The sequence below is a fragment of the Streptomyces krungchingensis genome, from assembly GCF_054729265.1.
Genome location: NZ_JBPUKY010000003.1, coordinates 16,167 through 32,889 on the forward strand (window position 1 = coordinate 16,167; position 16,723 = coordinate 32,889).

18 protein-coding genes, 1 tRNA gene and 2 pseudogenes are annotated in these 16,723 nt (G+C 68.0%); 13 read left to right on the forward strand and 8 right to left on the reverse strand.

Annotation, left to right across the window (positions count from 1 at the left end; translation table 11 throughout):
- Positions 1-108: 108 nt before the first annotated feature.
- Entirely contained in the window at positions 109-1,212 is a 1,104-nt protein-coding gene (locus tag ACSYGO_RS46090; protein WP_460390456.1) for a hypothetical protein, read from the reverse strand.
- Between the two features lie 261 nt (positions 1,213-1,473).
- Here ACSYGO_RS46090 and ACSYGO_RS46095 point away from each other — a divergent pair, with 261 nt between their 5' ends.
- Complete coding sequence (locus ACSYGO_RS46095; RefSeq protein ID WP_426682660.1) at positions 1,474-1,734, forward strand: hypothetical protein; 261 nt, start codon at positions 1,474-1,476, stop codon at positions 1,732-1,734.
- A 40-nt stretch (positions 1,735-1,774) separates the two neighbouring features.
- Positions 1,775-1,885: pseudogene (locus ACSYGO_RS46100) on the forward strand (hypothetical protein); the annotation flags it as partial.
- Here ACSYGO_RS46100 and ACSYGO_RS46105 read toward each other — a convergent pair.
- Positions 1,861-2,097: pseudogene (locus ACSYGO_RS46105) on the reverse strand (SAM-dependent methyltransferase); the annotation flags it as partial. The pseudogenes ACSYGO_RS46100 and ACSYGO_RS46105 overlap by 25 nt on opposite strands.
- Before the next feature lie 501 nt (positions 2,098-2,598).
- On the opposite strand from ACSYGO_RS46105, the gene ACSYGO_RS46110 reads away from it, so the two are divergent.
- The 3 genes from ACSYGO_RS46110 to ACSYGO_RS46120 are packed head-to-tail and all read left to right on the forward strand — an operon-like array spanning position 2,599 to position 4,252.
- Positions 2,599-2,883 carry a hypothetical protein gene (locus ACSYGO_RS46110; protein WP_460390457.1) on the forward strand — a complete coding sequence of 95 codons (285 nt, stop codon included), beginning with the start codon at positions 2,599-2,601 and terminating at the stop codon, positions 2,881-2,883.
- Positions 2,880-3,401, forward strand: a complete 522-nt coding sequence (locus ACSYGO_RS46115; RefSeq protein ID WP_426682662.1) for an RNA polymerase sigma factor — start codon at positions 2,880-2,882, stop codon at positions 3,399-3,401. The genes ACSYGO_RS46110 and ACSYGO_RS46115 overlap by 4 nt, the downstream gene beginning before the upstream one ends.
- A complete protein-coding gene (locus tag ACSYGO_RS46120; RefSeq protein ID WP_460390458.1) occupies positions 3,398-4,252 on the forward strand; it encodes an ECF subfamily RNA polymerase sigma factor, BldN family in 855 nt (284 codons plus the stop codon). Before ACSYGO_RS46115 ends, ACSYGO_RS46120 begins: the two co-directional genes overlap by 4 nt.
- Before the next feature lie 103 nt (positions 4,253-4,355).
- Here ACSYGO_RS46120 and ACSYGO_RS46125 read toward each other — a convergent pair whose 3' ends face one another.
- Positions 4,356-4,490, reverse strand: a complete 135-nt coding sequence (locus ACSYGO_RS46125; RefSeq protein WP_426682664.1) for a hypothetical protein — start codon at positions 4,488-4,490, stop codon at positions 4,356-4,358.
- A 294-nt stretch (positions 4,491-4,784) separates the two neighbouring features.
- On the opposite strand from ACSYGO_RS46125, the gene ACSYGO_RS46130 reads away from it, so the two are divergent.
- Complete coding sequence (locus tag ACSYGO_RS46130) at positions 4,785-5,552, forward strand: hypothetical protein (RefSeq protein WP_460390459.1); 768 nt, start codon at positions 4,785-4,787, stop codon at positions 5,550-5,552.
- Positions 5,553-5,844: 292 nt separating this feature from the next.
- Here ACSYGO_RS46130 and ACSYGO_RS46135 read toward each other — a convergent pair whose 3' ends face one another.
- Entirely contained in the window at positions 5,845-6,588 is a 744-nt protein-coding gene (locus ACSYGO_RS46135) for a vWA domain-containing protein (RefSeq protein WP_460390460.1), read from the reverse strand.
- 428 nt (positions 6,589-7,016) lie between these two features.
- Here ACSYGO_RS46135 and ACSYGO_RS46140 point away from each other — a divergent pair, with 428 nt between their 5' ends.
- The 5 genes from ACSYGO_RS46140 to ACSYGO_RS46160 all read left to right on the forward strand — a co-directional run bounded on the left by ACSYGO_RS46140 (position 7,017) and on the right by ACSYGO_RS46160 (position 10,843).
- Positions 7,017-7,346 (forward strand): PadR family transcriptional regulator, encoded by a 330-nt coding sequence (locus ACSYGO_RS46140; protein ID WP_460390461.1) that lies wholly within the window; start codon positions 7,017-7,019, stop codon positions 7,344-7,346.
- A 77-nt stretch (positions 7,347-7,423) separates the two neighbouring features.
- Positions 7,424-8,182: an HD domain-containing protein gene (locus tag ACSYGO_RS46145; RefSeq protein ID WP_460390462.1), complete on the forward strand. Its 759-nt coding sequence runs from the start codon at positions 7,424-7,426 to the stop codon at positions 8,180-8,182.
- Between the two features lie 868 nt (positions 8,183-9,050).
- Positions 9,051-9,716 (forward strand): DUF4097 family beta strand repeat-containing protein, encoded by a 666-nt coding sequence (locus tag ACSYGO_RS46150; protein WP_460390463.1) that lies wholly within the window; start codon positions 9,051-9,053, stop codon positions 9,714-9,716.
- Between the two features lie 549 nt (positions 9,717-10,265).
- A tRNA-Met gene (locus ACSYGO_RS46155) sits at positions 10,266-10,339 on the forward strand.
- 255 nt (positions 10,340-10,594) lie between these two features.
- Positions 10,595-10,843 (forward strand): hypothetical protein, encoded by a 249-nt coding sequence (locus tag ACSYGO_RS46160; RefSeq protein WP_426682780.1) that lies wholly within the window; start codon positions 10,595-10,597, stop codon positions 10,841-10,843.
- A gap of 570 nt (positions 10,844-11,413) precedes the next feature.
- Here ACSYGO_RS46160 and ACSYGO_RS46165 read toward each other — a convergent pair.
- Positions 11,414-11,758: a hypothetical protein gene (locus ACSYGO_RS46165; protein WP_435233990.1), complete on the reverse strand. Its 345-nt coding sequence runs from the start codon at positions 11,756-11,758 to the stop codon at positions 11,414-11,416.
- A 125-nt stretch (positions 11,759-11,883) separates the two neighbouring features.
- The gene (locus tag ACSYGO_RS46170; RefSeq protein ID WP_460390464.1) at positions 11,884-12,690 is read right to left on the reverse strand and encodes a barstar family protein; all 807 of its coding nucleotides are present in this window, start codon (positions 12,688-12,690) and stop codon (positions 11,884-11,886) included.
- Positions 12,691-13,019: 329 nt separating this feature from the next.
- Between ACSYGO_RS46170 and ACSYGO_RS46175 the strand changes: the two genes are divergently transcribed.
- The gene (locus ACSYGO_RS46175) at positions 13,020-14,594 is read left to right on the forward strand and encodes a hypothetical protein (protein WP_460390465.1); all 1,575 of its coding nucleotides are present in this window, start codon (positions 13,020-13,022) and stop codon (positions 14,592-14,594) included.
- Here the strand turns inward: ACSYGO_RS46175 and ACSYGO_RS46180 are convergent.
- Both ACSYGO_RS46180 and ACSYGO_RS46185 read right to left on the reverse strand, forming a co-directional pair.
- Positions 14,586-14,897, reverse strand: coding sequence for a transposase (locus ACSYGO_RS46180; RefSeq protein WP_460390467.1), 312 nt, complete (start codon positions 14,895-14,897; stop codon positions 14,586-14,588). The genes ACSYGO_RS46175 and ACSYGO_RS46180 overlap by 9 nt on opposite strands.
- 17 nt (positions 14,898-14,914) lie before the next feature.
- Positions 14,915-15,118, reverse strand: a complete 204-nt coding sequence (locus ACSYGO_RS46185) for a transposase (protein WP_426682776.1) — start codon at positions 15,116-15,118, stop codon at positions 14,915-14,917.
- A gap of 164 nt (positions 15,119-15,282) precedes the next feature.
- Between ACSYGO_RS46185 and ACSYGO_RS46190 the strand changes: the two genes are divergently transcribed.
- Positions 15,283-15,906, forward strand: coding sequence for a hypothetical protein (locus ACSYGO_RS46190; protein WP_460390468.1), 624 nt, complete (start codon positions 15,283-15,285; stop codon positions 15,904-15,906).
- Positions 15,907-16,723: the final 817 nt, after the last annotated feature.

Here is a 16,723-nt window from a genome sequence, read left to right on the forward strand (position 1 = left end):
GCGCGCACGTCCTCTGGCTGCTGACTTCTTCAGCAGGCACTTCAGGCCGACATGACATCCGCGGGGCCGCCGAGGATCACGTCCGCACCTCGGCGGGAGCGGGCTGAGTCACGGTTCGCCCACCGTCGGCAATTCGGCGGGCAGGGAGCAGCCGTGCCGGGTCGCGGACTTTTGCGCGAAGGTCCGCAGCATCTGAGCCCAGTGGGTGTCGGAGACCGGTGCCTTGCTGTACGAGCCGGGAAGCCCAAGCGTGTAGTGCGCCGTGCCCTGCCCGCGCCCGCACCGCGAGCTCATCCGCAGTACCGTCTGCAGACCGGCGGCGCCGTCCTGCCGGTCCGCGTCCAGCCCCGGGGACGGGGAATCGGTCTGGCCTGGTTCGGGGAATTTGGCGGGTGCTTTTCGGGCCACACTGGCCACAGGCCCGTAACGGGCTCGCAGCGACAGCACCAGGCTGCCTTTGGCGTCCTTGAGTACACACCCCTCGCTGAGGGCCAGCCCTGGGGCCGAGCCCTGCGCCTGGACTGCTTCGGTCACTTCCGCGAGGCTCGGCGTGATGACGCCCCGGCAGACACCGGCCGTGTGCGTCAGGTCCGTCGGGGGCGGCTCCGCCGCGGGAATCCCGCCCGGCCAACGGCCCAGCCCGCTCCTGCAGTGCCAGCGGGCCGCGGTGTGGCGGGCCGCGTCGGCGGCCAGCCCGGCCAGTTTCGTGCGGAAGGCGGCGGGCACCTCGCCGTGCGTTTCCAGCGCGTCCCTCGCCGCGACGAGCAATCCGTCACCGGCCACCCGCGGGCAGTCCAGCAGTACCGCTGCCTCGGTCCGGAACTGGTTGCCCGAGGGCCCGCCTCCGCTGCGGAACGAGTAGTAGCCGCCGAGCCAGCCGTGGCCGAGCGGGACAGAGCTCTGCGCGCCCGCGAGACCCCATACGTCGCCGGGGTCCGTCTTGTGGAACTCTTTGCGGCCGACGGCCGTGACGCTCACGAGTGCGGTCTGGGACACCATGCACCACTGCCGCGGCCCAGGTGTACCACCCGCCGACCCCGGCCGCACGCCGGCGCTGCTCGCGCCGGTGTACGCCTCCGCCACAGCCTTCGTCAGCAGCCCATCGCACACCGTCGCCACCGCCTTGGCATCCTGCTCCGGGCTGCTTCGGCATGCGCTCGCACCGGCACCGAGCGCGACGGCCAGCAGCAGGCCGAGTACGGTTCCTGGCAATGCACGGCGTTGCACGACGCTGCAAACCCCCTGAGTCCCATGCGGCGAATGCGCCAACCTAGCGGGGGCGGAAGCGGGCCGACAAGCGATCGGTCCCGCGTCTGTCGCCAGCCGCACTTCGGCCACCCCCAGGCCGACCATCCACGGCGCCGGTGCCTGCCCCGGTCCGTACCGCGCAAGGATCTGTCGCCCTGACCGAATGGCACGACGGCGACGCAACGGTGTTGCACACAGCTGCACATCCCATCGAGGGAGGCGACCATGCCGCTACTGTTCGTCGGCATCGACCCCAACACCGGGGACAAACAGAGCCCCACGGTGTGGGTCGACCAGGAGAAGCAGGAACTCGTCTTCCAGGGCTGGAAGACGGATCCTGAACTGGAGGCGGAATGCACGGCGTTCGAGATGCCCGGCCACGCGCAGGGAATCCCGGACGGCGAAGCAGTGATCCGCATGCCGGCCAGGATGGCGCACATGATCAGGGAGGCGTGCAATGCCGTCGAGCGTGCCGACCTTCGATGAGCTGATCTCCCACTGCACCCGCACCGCCGTCCACTTGGAGATGCGCGACACCTACGCCGTCGACTACGAAGAAGGCCCCTTCGCCAAGTGGCGCAGCAGATTCCGCCACAACCCGGCCGACCGCGCGGACAGGTCCACGCCGTGCGCGGTGACGCCCCGCGCGGCCAGGTATGCGAGCGCGCGGCCGGTGCCGCAGCCGCCCTCCAGCACCGTGCGACAGTCGCCGACGAGTTCGCGGCCGGGGCCGTGGCCGGTGGACTGGGTCCAGCACAAGGACGGCTCGGCGTCGTCCTTGAAAGCGGACTCGGCGTAGGCGTCCCACAGTTCGGTCTCGGCGGCGATGTCGTGCGGTACGGGCCTGATGCCGGACTGCCCGGACACACGCGACCAGGTTCCGGTCCGTTGTCCTCCTGGCGCGCTGCGGGGCCAGGTGGAATCGGGTGCCGCAGTCATCCCCAGGCGGCTGCGGTACCCCTCCCTGCGTGACTCTTTCCCTCTCGCACGCCGAACGCACGGGGCGGCCGGCGCATCGGCTCAGTTGTGAGCACGGTGGATCACCCGGATGGCCCGGTCCGAGGCCCAAAAGCGTTCCCGCAGCCACGCGGACCCGGCGCCGCCGATGCCGACAGCCACCAGCGATGTCCCGCCAGGTGGTCCTCGGCCGGGAGAAGGGCCCCGCCCATCCACCATCCCGACGAACAACGACCAGTCCGCTGCAACCGGCGCCCCCTACCGGCAGGTTGACCCGGATTCTCAAATCAAGGATGACAACTCAGCCCCGGATGCAGCGTTTTGACCGGCCGCCGCCTTTTCTGTGGTGAGGGCCGCCTACGAGCGGGGCCGGAACCGGCGGATGGAGACGGCATGGGAACACTGACCGACGTGGCACCACTACTTGCTGCCACGGCTGCCGGCCTGGCAGCCCGGCACACCCGCGGAGCGCACGTGTGGGCGATCCTCAAGGAGGCGGTCCGCTTCCGCGAAGCGGTGCGCACAGAGCGGGAACGCCACGCCGGACTCATAGCCCTGGTGGAACGCCTCCCACCGGGCAGCCGCCTCGTCGTGCGACAAGAGCCGGGCGGCCACCACAGCGTGGAGGTCCACACGCAGCCTCACCCGCTTGCGCCCGACCGCTGCGGCACACCATGACCGGTGCGAACCCCCACCCGTCGGCGACCGGATACGAGACCTTCTTCATGCACTACGAACCGCGCGTGCGCCGCTACCTCTTCGCCCGCGGCGCCCGCAACGAAGTCCTGGAGGACGCCGCTCAGGCGACGATGGAAGAGGCCCTGCGTTCCTGGGAGCGCCTCCGACGCCATCCGAAGCCACAGGCATGGCTGCTCACGGTGGCCGCACAGCGACACGCCAAGATCTACGCGGAACACTGGCGCCTGGGGGAGCCGACCGACCCGGCCGACTTCGACTCGCTCCTGCACGACGGCTTCGCCATTTCCTGCGACGAGCGGCTCGACCTGCTGCGCAGCCTGCGCGAGTTACCGAAACAGCAGCGTGAAGCGCTGGTGCTGCGCTGCCTGTTCGATCTGCCCTACGAGCAGATCGCCGACGTCATGGGCATACGGCCCAGCTCGGCGCGGGGCCACGTATCACGCGCGCTGTCCCACCTCGCCCAGATGTATGCCGAAGAGGAAGGGGGATGCACATGAGCGTCGAAGAGCGGCTGGAGCAGACGCGCCAAGCTCTGGCACAGATGTGGTCCGACGAGGAGGCAACCGCCGAACGTCTGCAGCGGCTCCTGGCCGGCACCGCATCCGAGCGGGACGCCCATGCCGCCACTGCGACGGTGGCGGCTCAACAGGACACCCTCACCACGGCAGTTGACCGCGAGAACGAAGAGGAAGTGCTTGCCTTCTGCCCGTCGTGCACGTCGGGGGTGACCACCCGGGCCGGACGGCCGTACCCGATCGCCCTGACAGACATCCGCATCGCACGACCGGCTGCGAACAGCGACAGCGCCCGGATGATGGACCTGGTCGAACGCGCCCAGGCCGGGGACGCCGACGCCTTCGGCCGCCTCTACGACCAGTACAGCGACACCGTCTACCGGTACATCTATTACCGCGTGGGCGGCAAGGCCACCGCCGAGGACCTCACCAGCGAGACGTTCCTGCGCGCCCTGCGCCGCATCGCCACCTTCACCTGGCAGGGCCGCGACTTCGGCGCCTGGCTGGTCACCATCGCCCGCAACCTCGTCGCGGACCACTTCAAGTCGAGCCGCTTCCGGCTCGAGGTGACGACCGGCGAGATGCTCGACGCCAACGAGGTAGAGCGCTCCCCCGAGGACTTCGTGCTGGAGTCACTCTCCAACGCCGCCCTGCTCGAGGCCGTACGCCGCCTCAAGCCTCAGCAGCAGGAGTGCGTCACACTCCGCTTCCTGCAGGGCCTTTCCGTCACCGAGACCGCCCGGGTGATGGGCAAGAACGAGGACGCCATCAAGACGCTCCAGTACCGGGCGGTGCGTGCCTTGGCCCGGTTCCTCCCAAACGACGCACGCTGACCGGGCGGAGCAGCAGCGACCGTGTCTGGCCGGGCATCCGGGCGCCCCGGAATCCGAATGCGAGAACCCCAGGAGGAAGCCGCCTCGCTGGGCCGATGGATGGTTATCGGCTCTGGTGACGCCATGCGGCGTAGGCGGCGGTGAGCGCGGAGCTGTAGCCGATCAGTGACTCCGGTGACACGTGGCCGATGAGGACGAGCAGGACGTTCGACACGACGACGGTCACAAATATGATCACGTCGAGGACGCGCCTGTCAGGTGACTTGCGCCGCTCGGTTCCATTCGGCCGGTGAGTTTTGTCCGCCATCAATACTCCTGGTCCTGAGCAGGCGCCGGTACAGAACTTCCCGGCGTACGATGGCTTCAGATTCTGACAGGCAGTTCCTCGGAAAGAAGCAGCTCAAGCGGCATCTGCGCTTGCTTCGTACACAGTCAGACGGCGTCTGACGCCTCGTAGTTCCTCCGCTTTCTGACAGCGTCGTACAGTCTCTGACAAGCTCGTCCAGGGCTCAGAGGCCGGGGGGAACCAAGGATGGTGAGCGAGAGCCGTCATGAACTGTCCGCACTGGCGCAATACATGGCCGCCCTTCACGGCCTGTATCTGAGCCGCGGCGAGCCGAGCAGCCGGAAACTGCGTTCCGCCATCCCGGACCGGGACCGGATCAGCCATGACACCGTCAACCGGGTCCTGCGCGGAGGACGGTTACCGAAGTGGCGCAACGTGGAGCTGGTGATCACCGCTCTGCGCGGCGATGTGGGCCGCTTCAAGGATCTGTGGATGGCCGCGCGTCTGGAAGAGAACGAGGGCGCTCCGACAACTGCTGAGGATCCCGATGCGCCACCGGACGTCGACCTTGAAATAGCACGGGACGGCAGGGGATTTCCCTTGCGCAGCTCGATGATTGATGTCGAAGTGACAGCCGTGGACAGAGTACTGCGCACAAGAGATGACGAGCTACTGGCGGACCTCATCACGGAGACGGCGGAACAGCCGCTGGACGAGGCTGAATTCGTCAGCAGCGTGCGCGAGCTCAAGCGGACCGGGGACGGATATGCCCTTGACCTCGTACTCGCGGCCCTAGGGCGGTGGAAGACGACGGACGAGGTCTTGTGGATCATTCTCAGACTTCGCGCAGAGGGACTGAACAGCGAAAGCCGCAAGACGCTAGACTCCGCCATTCCGCGCCCTCATTGGGAGGTCAGAAAGATCCTCTCCACTCTTCAACGGGAGGGATATCCCCTCCCGCGCTACGTTGCACGCCTCGACTCCAGACGGCGGCCTCAGCAGAGCAAAGGCTGAAAGACCCCGATCACATGCGGTGCCGGCCAGGTCCCTTTGTTCCGTTCGAACCGCACTCGCTTCCTCCCCTCACGACGGCAGGTGCCCTACCCCTGGTTGAAGCCCGGGGAGTAAGACGAAGCGTGCCCGTGACACTGCCTGTGCGGCAGGTACCGACCTCCTGCAGCAGCCACCACGGGCACTGGCCGCAGGGCTCGGGCGCGTGTCCTGCGCTGTCGGCCGGCGCGCCTGGATGGGTTCTGCCAGCGGGAGCTCGAGTTTGCCGTGGGCCGGTTGCCGGGGCCGGGTGTTGTCAGACGATGCCTGCGCTGCGGGCGGCGGTGAGCCAGGTGGGGAATTCCTGCAGCAGCCGGTCGAAGAGGAGGTCGTCGCTGACGGCCTGCGGCGTGCGTCCGGCGTGGAAGAAGCCGGCGTTGTCGACGACGCGGCGCTCGGGGACGGCCAGGGTGTCGAGCTTGCGCAGGAACGCGAACTCGTTGTCGGCCGGGTCGCCGAAGCCGATGAACTGCCAGAACAACGGCAGGCGGGCGGCTTTGCACAGGTAGCGTTCGGCGGCGGGCCTGCTGGTGGGGCCTCCGTCCGTCTGGAAGATCACCAGGGCGGGCTCGTCGCTGTCGGAGTCCAGGTAGTGGTCGATGACCTCGTCCATCGCCCAGTGGTAGTTGGTGCGCCCCATGTGCCCGAGGTTCTGGTGCAGCTTGTCGATGCGGCCGCGGTGCCTGCCGAGATTGAGGTCGGTGGATCCGTCGACGTCGGTGGAGAAGAAGACCACCGGGACAGTCCCGTCGTCATCCAGGTGGGCGGACAGCGTCAGGACCTGCTCCGCAAGGTGCTGCATGGTGCCGTCGGCGTAGTAGGGCCGCATGGAGCGTGAGCGGTCCAGTACGAGGTAGACCGCGGCCCGTACTCCTTCCAGTCCGTGATTGCGGACGCTGGTGCCGGCTGTTTTGTAGAGGCTGACCAGGTCCGGGGCTCGTTCTTGCACCTTGGACAGGCTGATGGCGGGGGAGTACTCACCGCGCTTCGTCTCGATCACCCTGCCAGAGTGGTCTCAAGGAGCGGGCCGGATCCCGGATTTGCCGACTTCGCTTGTCTCTCGTCACTCCCTGGTGCCGGGGGCTGCCAAGGACGATCCGGCGCCAGGTGCAGTCCAGTTCTCGCGTGGTTCGACCTGCGCGGCGTCGTCCAGGCCGCCGTACTGCCCGACGTTGTCTTCACCGCGCGAGCGGAGGTGTCCCGCCCTCGGTCCGAGGTGATGGGGCTGCGCAAGCCGTCCTCTCCGTGCGAGCGGAGGTGTCCCGTCGTCGGTATCGACCTGAACGCCGCCTACCGGGGCGCGCAGTTCTTCGAGGGCATCAGCCGCGTCGTGACGCTGTGCGGCCTGGCAGGAGAACCACAGTCCGTGACAAGCTCTAGACAGATCGTATATAGGCTATGTAGAGTACGAGTATGGGTAGTCTGCGTATGACCCTGCAGACCCAGCTGGTGCTGCGGGCTTTGCTGGAAGACCCCGCCAAAGAGCGTTACGGCCTTGAGCTGTGCGAGCTGGCGGGATTGCCGTCGGGCACGATCTATCCGATCCTCGCCCGCCTGGAACAAGTCGGCTGGGTGGACAGCACCTGGGAAGACCCGGCCGTTCATGAGAAAGCCGGCCGGCCGCGCCGTCGCTTCTACCGGATCACCGAAGATGGTGCCGAGCACGCGCGCGACACTCTCGCCCGTACCTACCGTGCCCGCAAGCAGCCCCTCCCGGGGTGGGCCGCCCGCCCGATCGCCGACGGGGGAGTGTCATGAGGGCCCGGCGCCGGTTAGCACGCCGACCGAGCAGGCGCCGCTTTGCCACCCCGTCCCTGGACGGCATCCTGGCCGTCGTGCGTACGCACCACCCGGTCGCCGACACCTCGCTCATCCGGCACGCCCATGATGAGGCCGCCCTCTGGCACGAGGGACAGAGGCGCCGCAGCGGCGACCCGTTCCTCACCCACTGCCTCGCCGTCGCCGCCATCGTCGCCGACATCGGCATGCCACCGGCCGTGATATGCGCCGCCCTGCTGCACGACGTCGACGACACGCCCTGCCCGCCAGGCCGCGTCACCGAGCACTTCGGGCAGGAGACAGCCGATCTGATCTCGGCCGTCCGCACCGCCAAGCTCACCGCGATCCCGCCAAGCGCCCTCGACTTCGCCATCGCAAGGCAGCCGGGGCTCAGGCCGACGCGTGAGCAGGCCGTGCTGGCCGTCCGTCTCGCCGACCGGCTGCACAACATGCGTACCATCGCGTTCGTCGCCCCCACCAGGCGGTACCTCGTGGCCCGTGAAACCCTCGGCATCATCGCACCGTTGGCCCGGGGGGCAGGCCTGACCGACGTGAGCCGTGAACTGCACGACCTCTCCTCGGCCGTCCTCCAGCCCACATCCACCGCATTCGCGGTCGCCACACGCGCGCTGTCCATGCTGACCCTGCTGCTTCCCACCCCGACGCGCGCACGGTGGCGCGAGGAATGGCACGCCGAACTGGCCGCCCTCCCCACCCGCCGCACCCGCACTCGCTTCACTCTCCGAGTCCTGCTCAGCACACCCAGGCTGTCCTGGACACTGCGCCGCCCGACCTCTCGGGAGCACCGATGCTGAGCGCTGCGGCCCGTATCGGAGGTGTGCTGGGTACAGCAGCTGCTATCGCGATCACCATGACCGGTGGAGGCCTGTCCGCCTGGACGGCCGGAACGCTCACAGCAGGCGCCCTTGCCCTGGTTGCGGTCGTCCTCTTCATCCCCAGCGAGACACCAGCCCGCCGACTTGGACAACTGATCCGGGCATGGCGCATCCCCGCCGAAGCGCCCATCAGGCGTGAGGCGGCCCAGCCCCCTGCGGCCCCACTCCCGCCTTCTCAAGGCAGCAGATGACAGCGCCAGCGCCGCGAGCCGAGGTCGTGGCCCGGCCTGGCAACGCACTTTTGCAACGGACCTGCCACCGCATGCCCCGACGTCTGCAGCGGCCGGACGCATGTCTCGGCGTTCCGTGTCCGACTGCCGGCCGCTACGGCGTCATGGGGGCTGCCGTCGCGTTGTTCCGGCGGGGCTGTGCAGGGCGGGCAGGTTCGTCGCGGGGAACGGCGTCGAGCCTCCTGGCCAGGGCTTCGTCTTGGTGCTCGGCGGGCATGCGCGCGAAGGGGTGCAGGGTGAGGGGGTCCTTCCGCGCCTGACGGCTCCGCGGAACGGCAGGTGGGTCTGTGTCGGATCGCGGGCCCGCGGTCTGTTTCGTTCCCCGTGCTGTGCGGTGCTGCTTCTCGTGGAGCGTTCACTGTCATTTCATTGCAACGAATGTCGATGAAGGCGTTGCATTAAATGTCAGGCCGTTGCAATGAAATCTGCATACTGGCCTGCAGTTATGGCTTCCTGATGCTGCAACAGTGTTGCCGATATTGTGAATGCAACGTAGCTTTTCGTTCATCGGAAACAGCGGGCCGAGGGGTTCGCGCAGATGATGAAGGAGTTACGTGATGCAGAAGTTCAACGCTCCCGCCCCGGTCCAGGCCCACCTCTCCATCCCTGCCGGGCGTATCCAGCTGATCGCTGCGGACCGCACCGATGTCACGGTCGAGGTGCGGCCGGCGAACCGCGCCAAGTCCCGCGATGTGAAGGCCGCCGAGCAGATCCGGATCACCTGTGACGACGGCGTCCTGCGTATCGAGGCCCCGGAAGCGGACAGCCGGATCCTCGGCCCTGCCGGGTCCGTCGAGGTGACCGTGCAACTGCCGGCCGGCTCCCACGTCCAGGCGCAGGCGGCCGGCGCCGAACTGCGGGGTGTGGGACGCCTGGGTGACGTCGTCTTCGACGGCGGCCACCGCACCGTGAAGATCGACGAGGCCGCGGGCGTCCGCCTGGCGGGTCTGGACGCCGACATCACCGTCGGCCGCCTGAACGGGCCCGGTGAGATCAGTACCCACAAGGGTGATGTGACCGTCTCCGAAGCCGTGCAGGGCCCCCTTGCCCTGAGCACGCAGATGGGCGACATCACCGTCGGCGCCGCCCACGGTGTCTCCGCCGCTCTCGACGCCCGGACCGGCTACGGCCGCATCGACAACACGCTGAAGAACGACGGCACCCCGGCCCTGACCATCCAGGCGGCCACCGCCTACGGCGACATCACCGCCCGCAGCCTCTGACCCCCCGGGTGACACCCCGCCCGGCCCCGGCCTGTGCGACGGCGGCGTATCCCGGCACCGAGCCGGGTACGCCGCCGTTTTTGTCGGCCTCGCGGCCGTCCTGGGGCGCGCGCCGCAAGCCGCGCCCCGCCTGCCGTGGGCCTCTTCGTACGGCCGAGCCGTGACGGGACCGGACCACGGCGCGATGGCTTGGACGTGCTGCCTTCCGCGCCGTTTCGAAAGGGGACGGGAAGGCTGCCAGGTGATCGGTGTCGCCGTGCGTTGTGTACCGGAACGTGCGGCCGCGTCCGGTCACCGTCGGGTCGTCGAGCACTGGCCGTGGTGGAGTACCGGACGCCGAACGTGCGCCCCTGGGACCGCATCGTCGGCTCCCGGGCAGCCGGCGATCACCAGGGCCTCGACGACGCGTGGCAGGACACGGTCCTTGACCTCGGGTGGCAGCGGGGCCAGGACGAGTACGTCACCGACGTCGGCGTCGCCGCCCAGGCGCCTTGCGTCGGATGGTGGTCTTCGGTGCCTGCTGTGATGGCGTACGGTAGGGGATACCGACGCGGGGTGGAGCAGCTCGGTAGCTCGCTGGGCTCATAACCCAGAGGTCGCAGGTTCAAATCCTGTCCCCGCTACTGTCGAAGAGGGCCCGGATCCACACGATCCGGGCCCTCTCGCGTCCTCGGGACGATCCCACGCCCGGCTCCTTCCTGGCACGAATCCCGGCCGCTACGACAAGCGCGCCGCCACACGACGTCGGCGTGCACGGGAAGCGGCCGGCTGTACCCGCGTCGAGGTCGTCATGGTCAAGCCCGGAGAACTCCCTGAACCAGCACTCTGACCCCGGCACCTGCTCGGCCAGCCACCACGAATCAAGCCATCCCAGCGAAGTGCGGAGCCTCCTCTGGGAGTTCGAGACACAGCAGGGTCCTGGCGAGGCGTATCTGTACCACGGCGGCACCTGCCTGTACATGGACGTCTGGCAAGCAGACGCTGTCCGGTTGGCGATCGCCTTCCGGGAGCTGGCCCCGGCAGACCTCGATGTGGTGTTCTGCGATCAGGGCTACACCTTCGACGTACAGCTGTGTGCCGGGACTACCGAGGCCGAGCTGACCGACCTGGTGAATGCCGCCGACTGACGTCCTGCCCTCGGGCGCACAAGGCACGCCAGGCCAGCCACATGGCTCCATCGTCAAGGCCCCGACGGGGGATCTCAACGCTCAACTACCAGCGCATGCCGAGCTCATCCAGTGCCGCCCGGCGTTCCGGGGCGAGCTTGTCGGCCCTGCGCCGGGTGTTGTCGAGCCACCCTCCGAGCCGGACAGACGTACCGCAATCGCCGCCCCCGCCAGCCAGTTCCTTTGGTCGGCTTGCGTCCGCCGCGCCGACACCACCACCTCACCCTCCACCGCAGGCCGCCGCCCTGACCACCCGCCCACTCCCTGCGCGCAGGGAAAATCGTGAGGGCCCGAGCCGGGCAGGCGGTTCGGGCCCTCAAGACCGCGCAACTGCCGGGGGATGCTGTGCGCGCTGCCCCATCAACGACACCCGCGGCGGACGGACACGCCGTACCGTCCAACCGGGGGCACTCCGGTGTAGCCCCCATCACGCCATGCCGACCGGTCACGCCGGCCGCCCGGTGGCGATGGTCTTCCAGCCCGCCCAGTACTCCAGTTGTACGTCGTGATCTTGGTTGATCCGGGATTGCTTCAGGTCGGGTGTTCGGGCTGCAGCAGTTCGCGGATGACGGCCCGCGCAACGACGTTGGGGCCTTCAGTGATCAGAATTTCGGTCCCGATGCGCAGGTGCGCTCTGGCGAGGTCGGGGACGAGGAAGCCGATGTTGGCGAGGTCTGAGCCGTCGGGCAGGGTGTCGATTCGCTGCACCAGGATGCTGAGGAGATCCGCACCTGACTGTGCGCAGGTGCTGGCGTTGCCGAACGCGGTCGTCGCCGCGTAGACCGGTGCCGTCGGTGGGCCCGAATGGCGGCCGCCCTGCGATTCGGGCAGCCACCTGACCACCGCCACCGCGAGGGGCGCCTTGAGCTCGATCATCACCCCAGGCTATCCCTGAGCCGCCCTCGCCCCTGGCTGCCAGGCGGTGTCAGGCTGCGGGTGCGAGGGAGCGTCCATCCCAGGGGTGCTTCCGGTCCAGCTGGGAGAAGAAGGCACCCCCGGCATCACCGCAGGAGGACGTCGATGCCGTGATCGGCGAAGATCTCTAGCAGCACCTCGAAAACGCCGCTGGTGTCCCCATCACTTGCTCGGTCGCCGGCCACCCGCGACCTCGCGATGTCTGAGTTCTGCCACTCCAGAGCGAACGGAGCAGTGGCGCCAAAGCGCCCTTCGAGACAGTCGTCCACGGCAGCGAGATTCCACCCGAAGTACCCGCCGGGCCCATTGATGGCCTCACCCAGCGCACAGTAGAAGCTGTCCGCGTCAACGACCTGTCGGCCGTCCAAGGTGAACACCTGTCCTGGTGCAGCGTCATCGGGGTGTTCGCGGCGCTGGTACCGCTGTGACCACAGAGCCACGGACAACCAGGCTTTCCGTCCTTCCGGGTCGAGGGAGTGCCACAGACCCTTCCGGTTCAGCTGCCCCGTGCGAAGCAATTCCCACACCCATGCCGAACCAGGACGGAGCTGGTCACACCACAGACGCACAGTGACATCGAGAAGGCCCTCGCCACGCGGTGACCGTTTGGCGGCGGTCGCGGTGACATCACTGACGAAGTAGGAACCCATCTCGACTCCTGCAGCATCGAGGAAGGACAGATGCGCGTTCCCTGCAGATGCGCGGCGGCCGCCAAGATGATCGAGGCACGTCAGCAGCGCTCCCCGCGGCAAGCACCCCAAAAGTTCGACGTGGCGAAGACCGTCCTCACCCGGGGTGAACAAACCCCTGGCCTCCTGCACGAAGCCCCAGAAGTCGCTCTCGTCCTCGTCGCTCGTCAAGGCGTACTTACCCTCTTCAACCGCGGTCTCCACCACACCTCCTGGGCTGAAAAGCCTACAGAGACGCCGATCAGGCAGAGTCAAAGAGCCGTCGGACGCACGACCTCCTCCGCCGAGGCTCCACCCCCGATCCTCTCCGGCAGGAACTGTCGCCTAAGCAGTTTCGTTTGGATCACCTGGCAGACCAGAGGAAGAGGCCCGCGATGTACAGTCCGGCCAGTCCTGGAGCGGGTTCCTGAGCTCCGCCGGGCGATCCAGGTATTCCTTCGGCCCTGCCGTCCCGGACACCGGCGTGAGTCGGGCCGTGACACCATCCGGCGTCAAGCATCCCGTCACTCTGGCGCCATGGCAGAGTAACCGTCGTGCACACGTCGAAGCGCGTCACCACCGAGTTTCAGCGAATACCGGGCAGCGGTGCCTCGCGCCCGATCGGGTCCTTCCAGGTGGCGGTCGCGGTGGTGGTCCTCGTCCTCGGCGTGCTGGCGGGAGTCCTCGGTTGCTCGGCCTCGTCGGACACATCCCGTCCCGAGCTCGATGTGCCCTTCGTCTTCTATGTCTCGCGTGATCCCGAGGACAACCCGGGGTCGAGGCTAGGCATCGAGGAGCAATTCGGGGAGCAAGGATCGGGCCATTACACGGTCGCCTTCGACGCGACGGACCTCAGGGGCGTCGCCGTCCTGAAAACGGGTCAGGACAACTGCCCGGTCCGGCTGCCCACCTTCCGCTGCGGTGGCGAACTGGTCGATCGCCGGCACGGCGGGAGCCGGCAGTCCTTCCGCGTGAGTCCCGCGGACGGGGCCCAGGCGGGCGACTCGGCAGTGCTGCGTTACCGGTTGACCTCGCCGGGGCTGCCGAGCGTCACGGCGAGCACCCGCATCGTCGTCGGCAAGCCGGCACTGGCCGTCGAGACACGGGCGGACCGGGACGGCGCGACGCCGGGCGGACGAGTCGCCGTCTCGCTGACCCTGCGCAACACCGGGGACGTCCCCGCTCGCGGAGTCTCGCTCTTCATCAGCACCCGCGACGGTCTCCGGATGGCAGGCAAGCACCGCAACTGCCTTTATCGCGGCACCACATCGGCCTGGTGCCGGCTGCCCGCCGACGATGTCGTCATCCCGCCCGGAGCGTCCTACCACCTCGCCGCTCCCGAGGCTTTCACGCTCGCCGACGACGCCACCTACCCGACCGTCACCTTCGAGGCCGCCGGGCTCGGGGAGGACTACGTCCCGCCGCAAGAGATGGCCTCGCAGTACGAGTCCGGACAGGGATCCGCGCTCCGCTACGTCCCCGGGGCCGGCCAGGACGACGGCAAGGACGCGGGAGCGCCACGCGCGACGGGCGAGAGCGCAGCGCACCTCCAGCTCGCCGTGCGCAGCACCAGCGACTTGGTCGCGCTCGCCGACACCGCGAGGGGGCCCGTCGGCAGTCGGGCAGACGTGCGGGTCGGCGTACGCAACGACGGCCCAGGCGCGCTTCCGGCCAAGGTCAAGGTCGAGTTCGCGGTTCCGGCGGGCACCACCGTCGTGTCGTCGCCCTACGACCCCGCGCGGGACGAGGAGGTGATCGACCAGGTCTGCCGAGCCCTCGCCGCCAACGGCTCGCCCCTTACCGAAGCGTCCGTGAAGCAACCGAACGCCCGCCGGTACGTGTGTACAGCAGAGGCGGGGAAGGCGGGAGCCACCACGACCTTCCCCTTCACCCTCCGCATCGACAAGGAAATGGCGCATCGTGGCGGGCGGGTCACCGTCGCCGACGGCGACAGCCACCACCCGAGCAACGACCCGGAGACCGCCAACGACAGCACCGACGTCGCGGTGTCCGTGTGGCCGGGCCCGGCGTGGGCCACTCCTGGCCTCTGTGCGGCTGCCGCGATCGCCCTCGGGGCGTTCGTCCTCGTCGCGGCTCTGGCGACCTGGAGGCGCCGACGCTCACGCTGAGCACGACGAGCGTGGGACGCGCAGTCGGGCCATGATGTCCGGGAAGGCAGGTGCGTCACCGGCCTGGCCGGCGGTGAGCACGAAAGCCAACGGCCGGCAGCCGCCGTCGGTGGCGAGGTGAATCTTTGGGGTCAGTCCTCCGCGGGAACAGCCGATGGCATGGTCACCGGGCTCGTCGGCCAGGGCCCCCTTTTTGCGGGCCCCGGCCGCGTGCTGGTGGGCACGCACGATCGTCGAGTCCACAGACACGACCCAGTTCAGGTCCTCGTCAGTGTCAGCCTGGGCCATGAACGCGGTGAACACTTGCTCCCAGGTGCCCTCTACGGCCCACATCCCAGCCGGTTGCAGACGCCTCTCCAGTTGCCGTACTTCTCGGGCAGGCAGACCCACTGCGACCCCGTCTGGAACCTCCAGGCGATCGCATCGATCACCTCACGGTGGTCCCTCCACCGGCCACCCCGCTTCGGAGTCCGGTCCGGGAGTAACGAGTCGATCCGCGCCCACTGCGCATCAGCCAACGGCACACACGGACCAACGATCAGATGATCCGAACGAAAAACGGCCTAAGTATCAGCCGATCCCGACCCGCGCGCTGCCCGGCACGTCAGTGGCGACACAGTCAGAGCCCGTTGTCGGCCGACCGATAATCACGTGTCAGTACAGGCTGCCATTGTTAGGGTCCGGCTCTGTGGGGACAGACATTCACGGCGGCATCGAGTTTCGTCATCCCAGTGTTGGCACCGACTACTACGACGGCGAGCCGTGGGTGGCTGCCATGGACCTCTGGCCGCTGTATGACGAGACCGACTACGCGGCCTTCGCCTGTCTCTTCGGAGTGCGCAACTACGCAGGCTTTCAGCCGCTCGCCGAGGCCCGGGGGCTTCCGGACGACCTGTCGAGCGGGATGCGCTCGCAGCTGGGCCACTGCGTCGCAATGGGCGATCTGGACTGCGCGAGCTGGGTCAGCTGGGCGGAGCTTGCATCCATCGATCACGCGACCGTTCCCGACCTCCGCACCGGCCGGCTGACCTGGCATACGAAATCACTGCCGTCGGTGCGGCATCGACAATTCGTCGACGATCCGTGGCCGGCGGAAGTTGTGTCCGTGGTGGGCGTGCCACCCGCGGGCGTGCGGAGCGCTACAGAACGCGTGGAATGGACCATCGGCGAAATGGTCTGCACGTACGAGCCGTTGACCGTTGGCGCTGTCCTGGGTCCTGATACGCACTGGCCGCATGTCTTCGCCGTAATGAGGGCTCTGGCCGGCCGCTTCGGAGATGAAGGCGTTCGCCTGGTCGTGGCATTCGACTGACGTTGCGGAGCATCACCCTCACAGCGAGGGGAAAACCCCGCTCACGAACCGACCCGCACCCGGCGACCCTCCCCGAACACTTCGACAGCATGGACGGGTATGGCGTCTCACGTGCATTGCAGGCTCAAGACTTGCTCCCGATCATCTGACCTGCAGCGCTGCAAAAGTTGAGAAGATGATCAAGTTGAGTTTTGCGGCTGGAAAGAGGCTGTGGCCTGCAAGGCTGCAAGTATTGAGACGACTCTGCATCTCTATTGCGACGACCTTTATTGGGACGCGAGGTAAGAGGGCAGGGAGCCGTACTTGGCCGCAGCCTGCGGGACTTCCTGCGTGACCAGGGGCGGCCGGTGCTTGCGTTCCCTACGTGGACCACGGCTGTTGGATGACGGCTGTCCTGATGGTTCTGTCCCGGGCTGGGGGCTCGAGATGGATGGTGCGTGGCTGGTGGCGGTCTGTGGGATCGGCCGCGTACCTGCCGTTGGCGAGTGGTGCGTCGGCGCCGCTGGGGGCGCGACGGCTCCGTCCAACTCCTGGTAACCCCTAGAACTCGTTGTACGCCGAGCCCGGCTGGTCGTTGTCGAGTGGGTGTTCGCCGTCCGAGACGGGCAGGTCGTAGCTCACGGGTGAATCGTCCTCGGTGCCCGTACGCCGGAGTTCGGCAGGCCTACGGCTGGACCCGCCTCCGAGCGAGCGGTAGGTGAGTTCGCGGTCAGCCGTCCGGGCGACATGGTCCTGGCGGCTAGCGCGGGATCTAGGCGTGCACGCAACGTAAACGCGTGCGTGTTCCGGCGTTATGGCCATGACTGGATTTGATCGT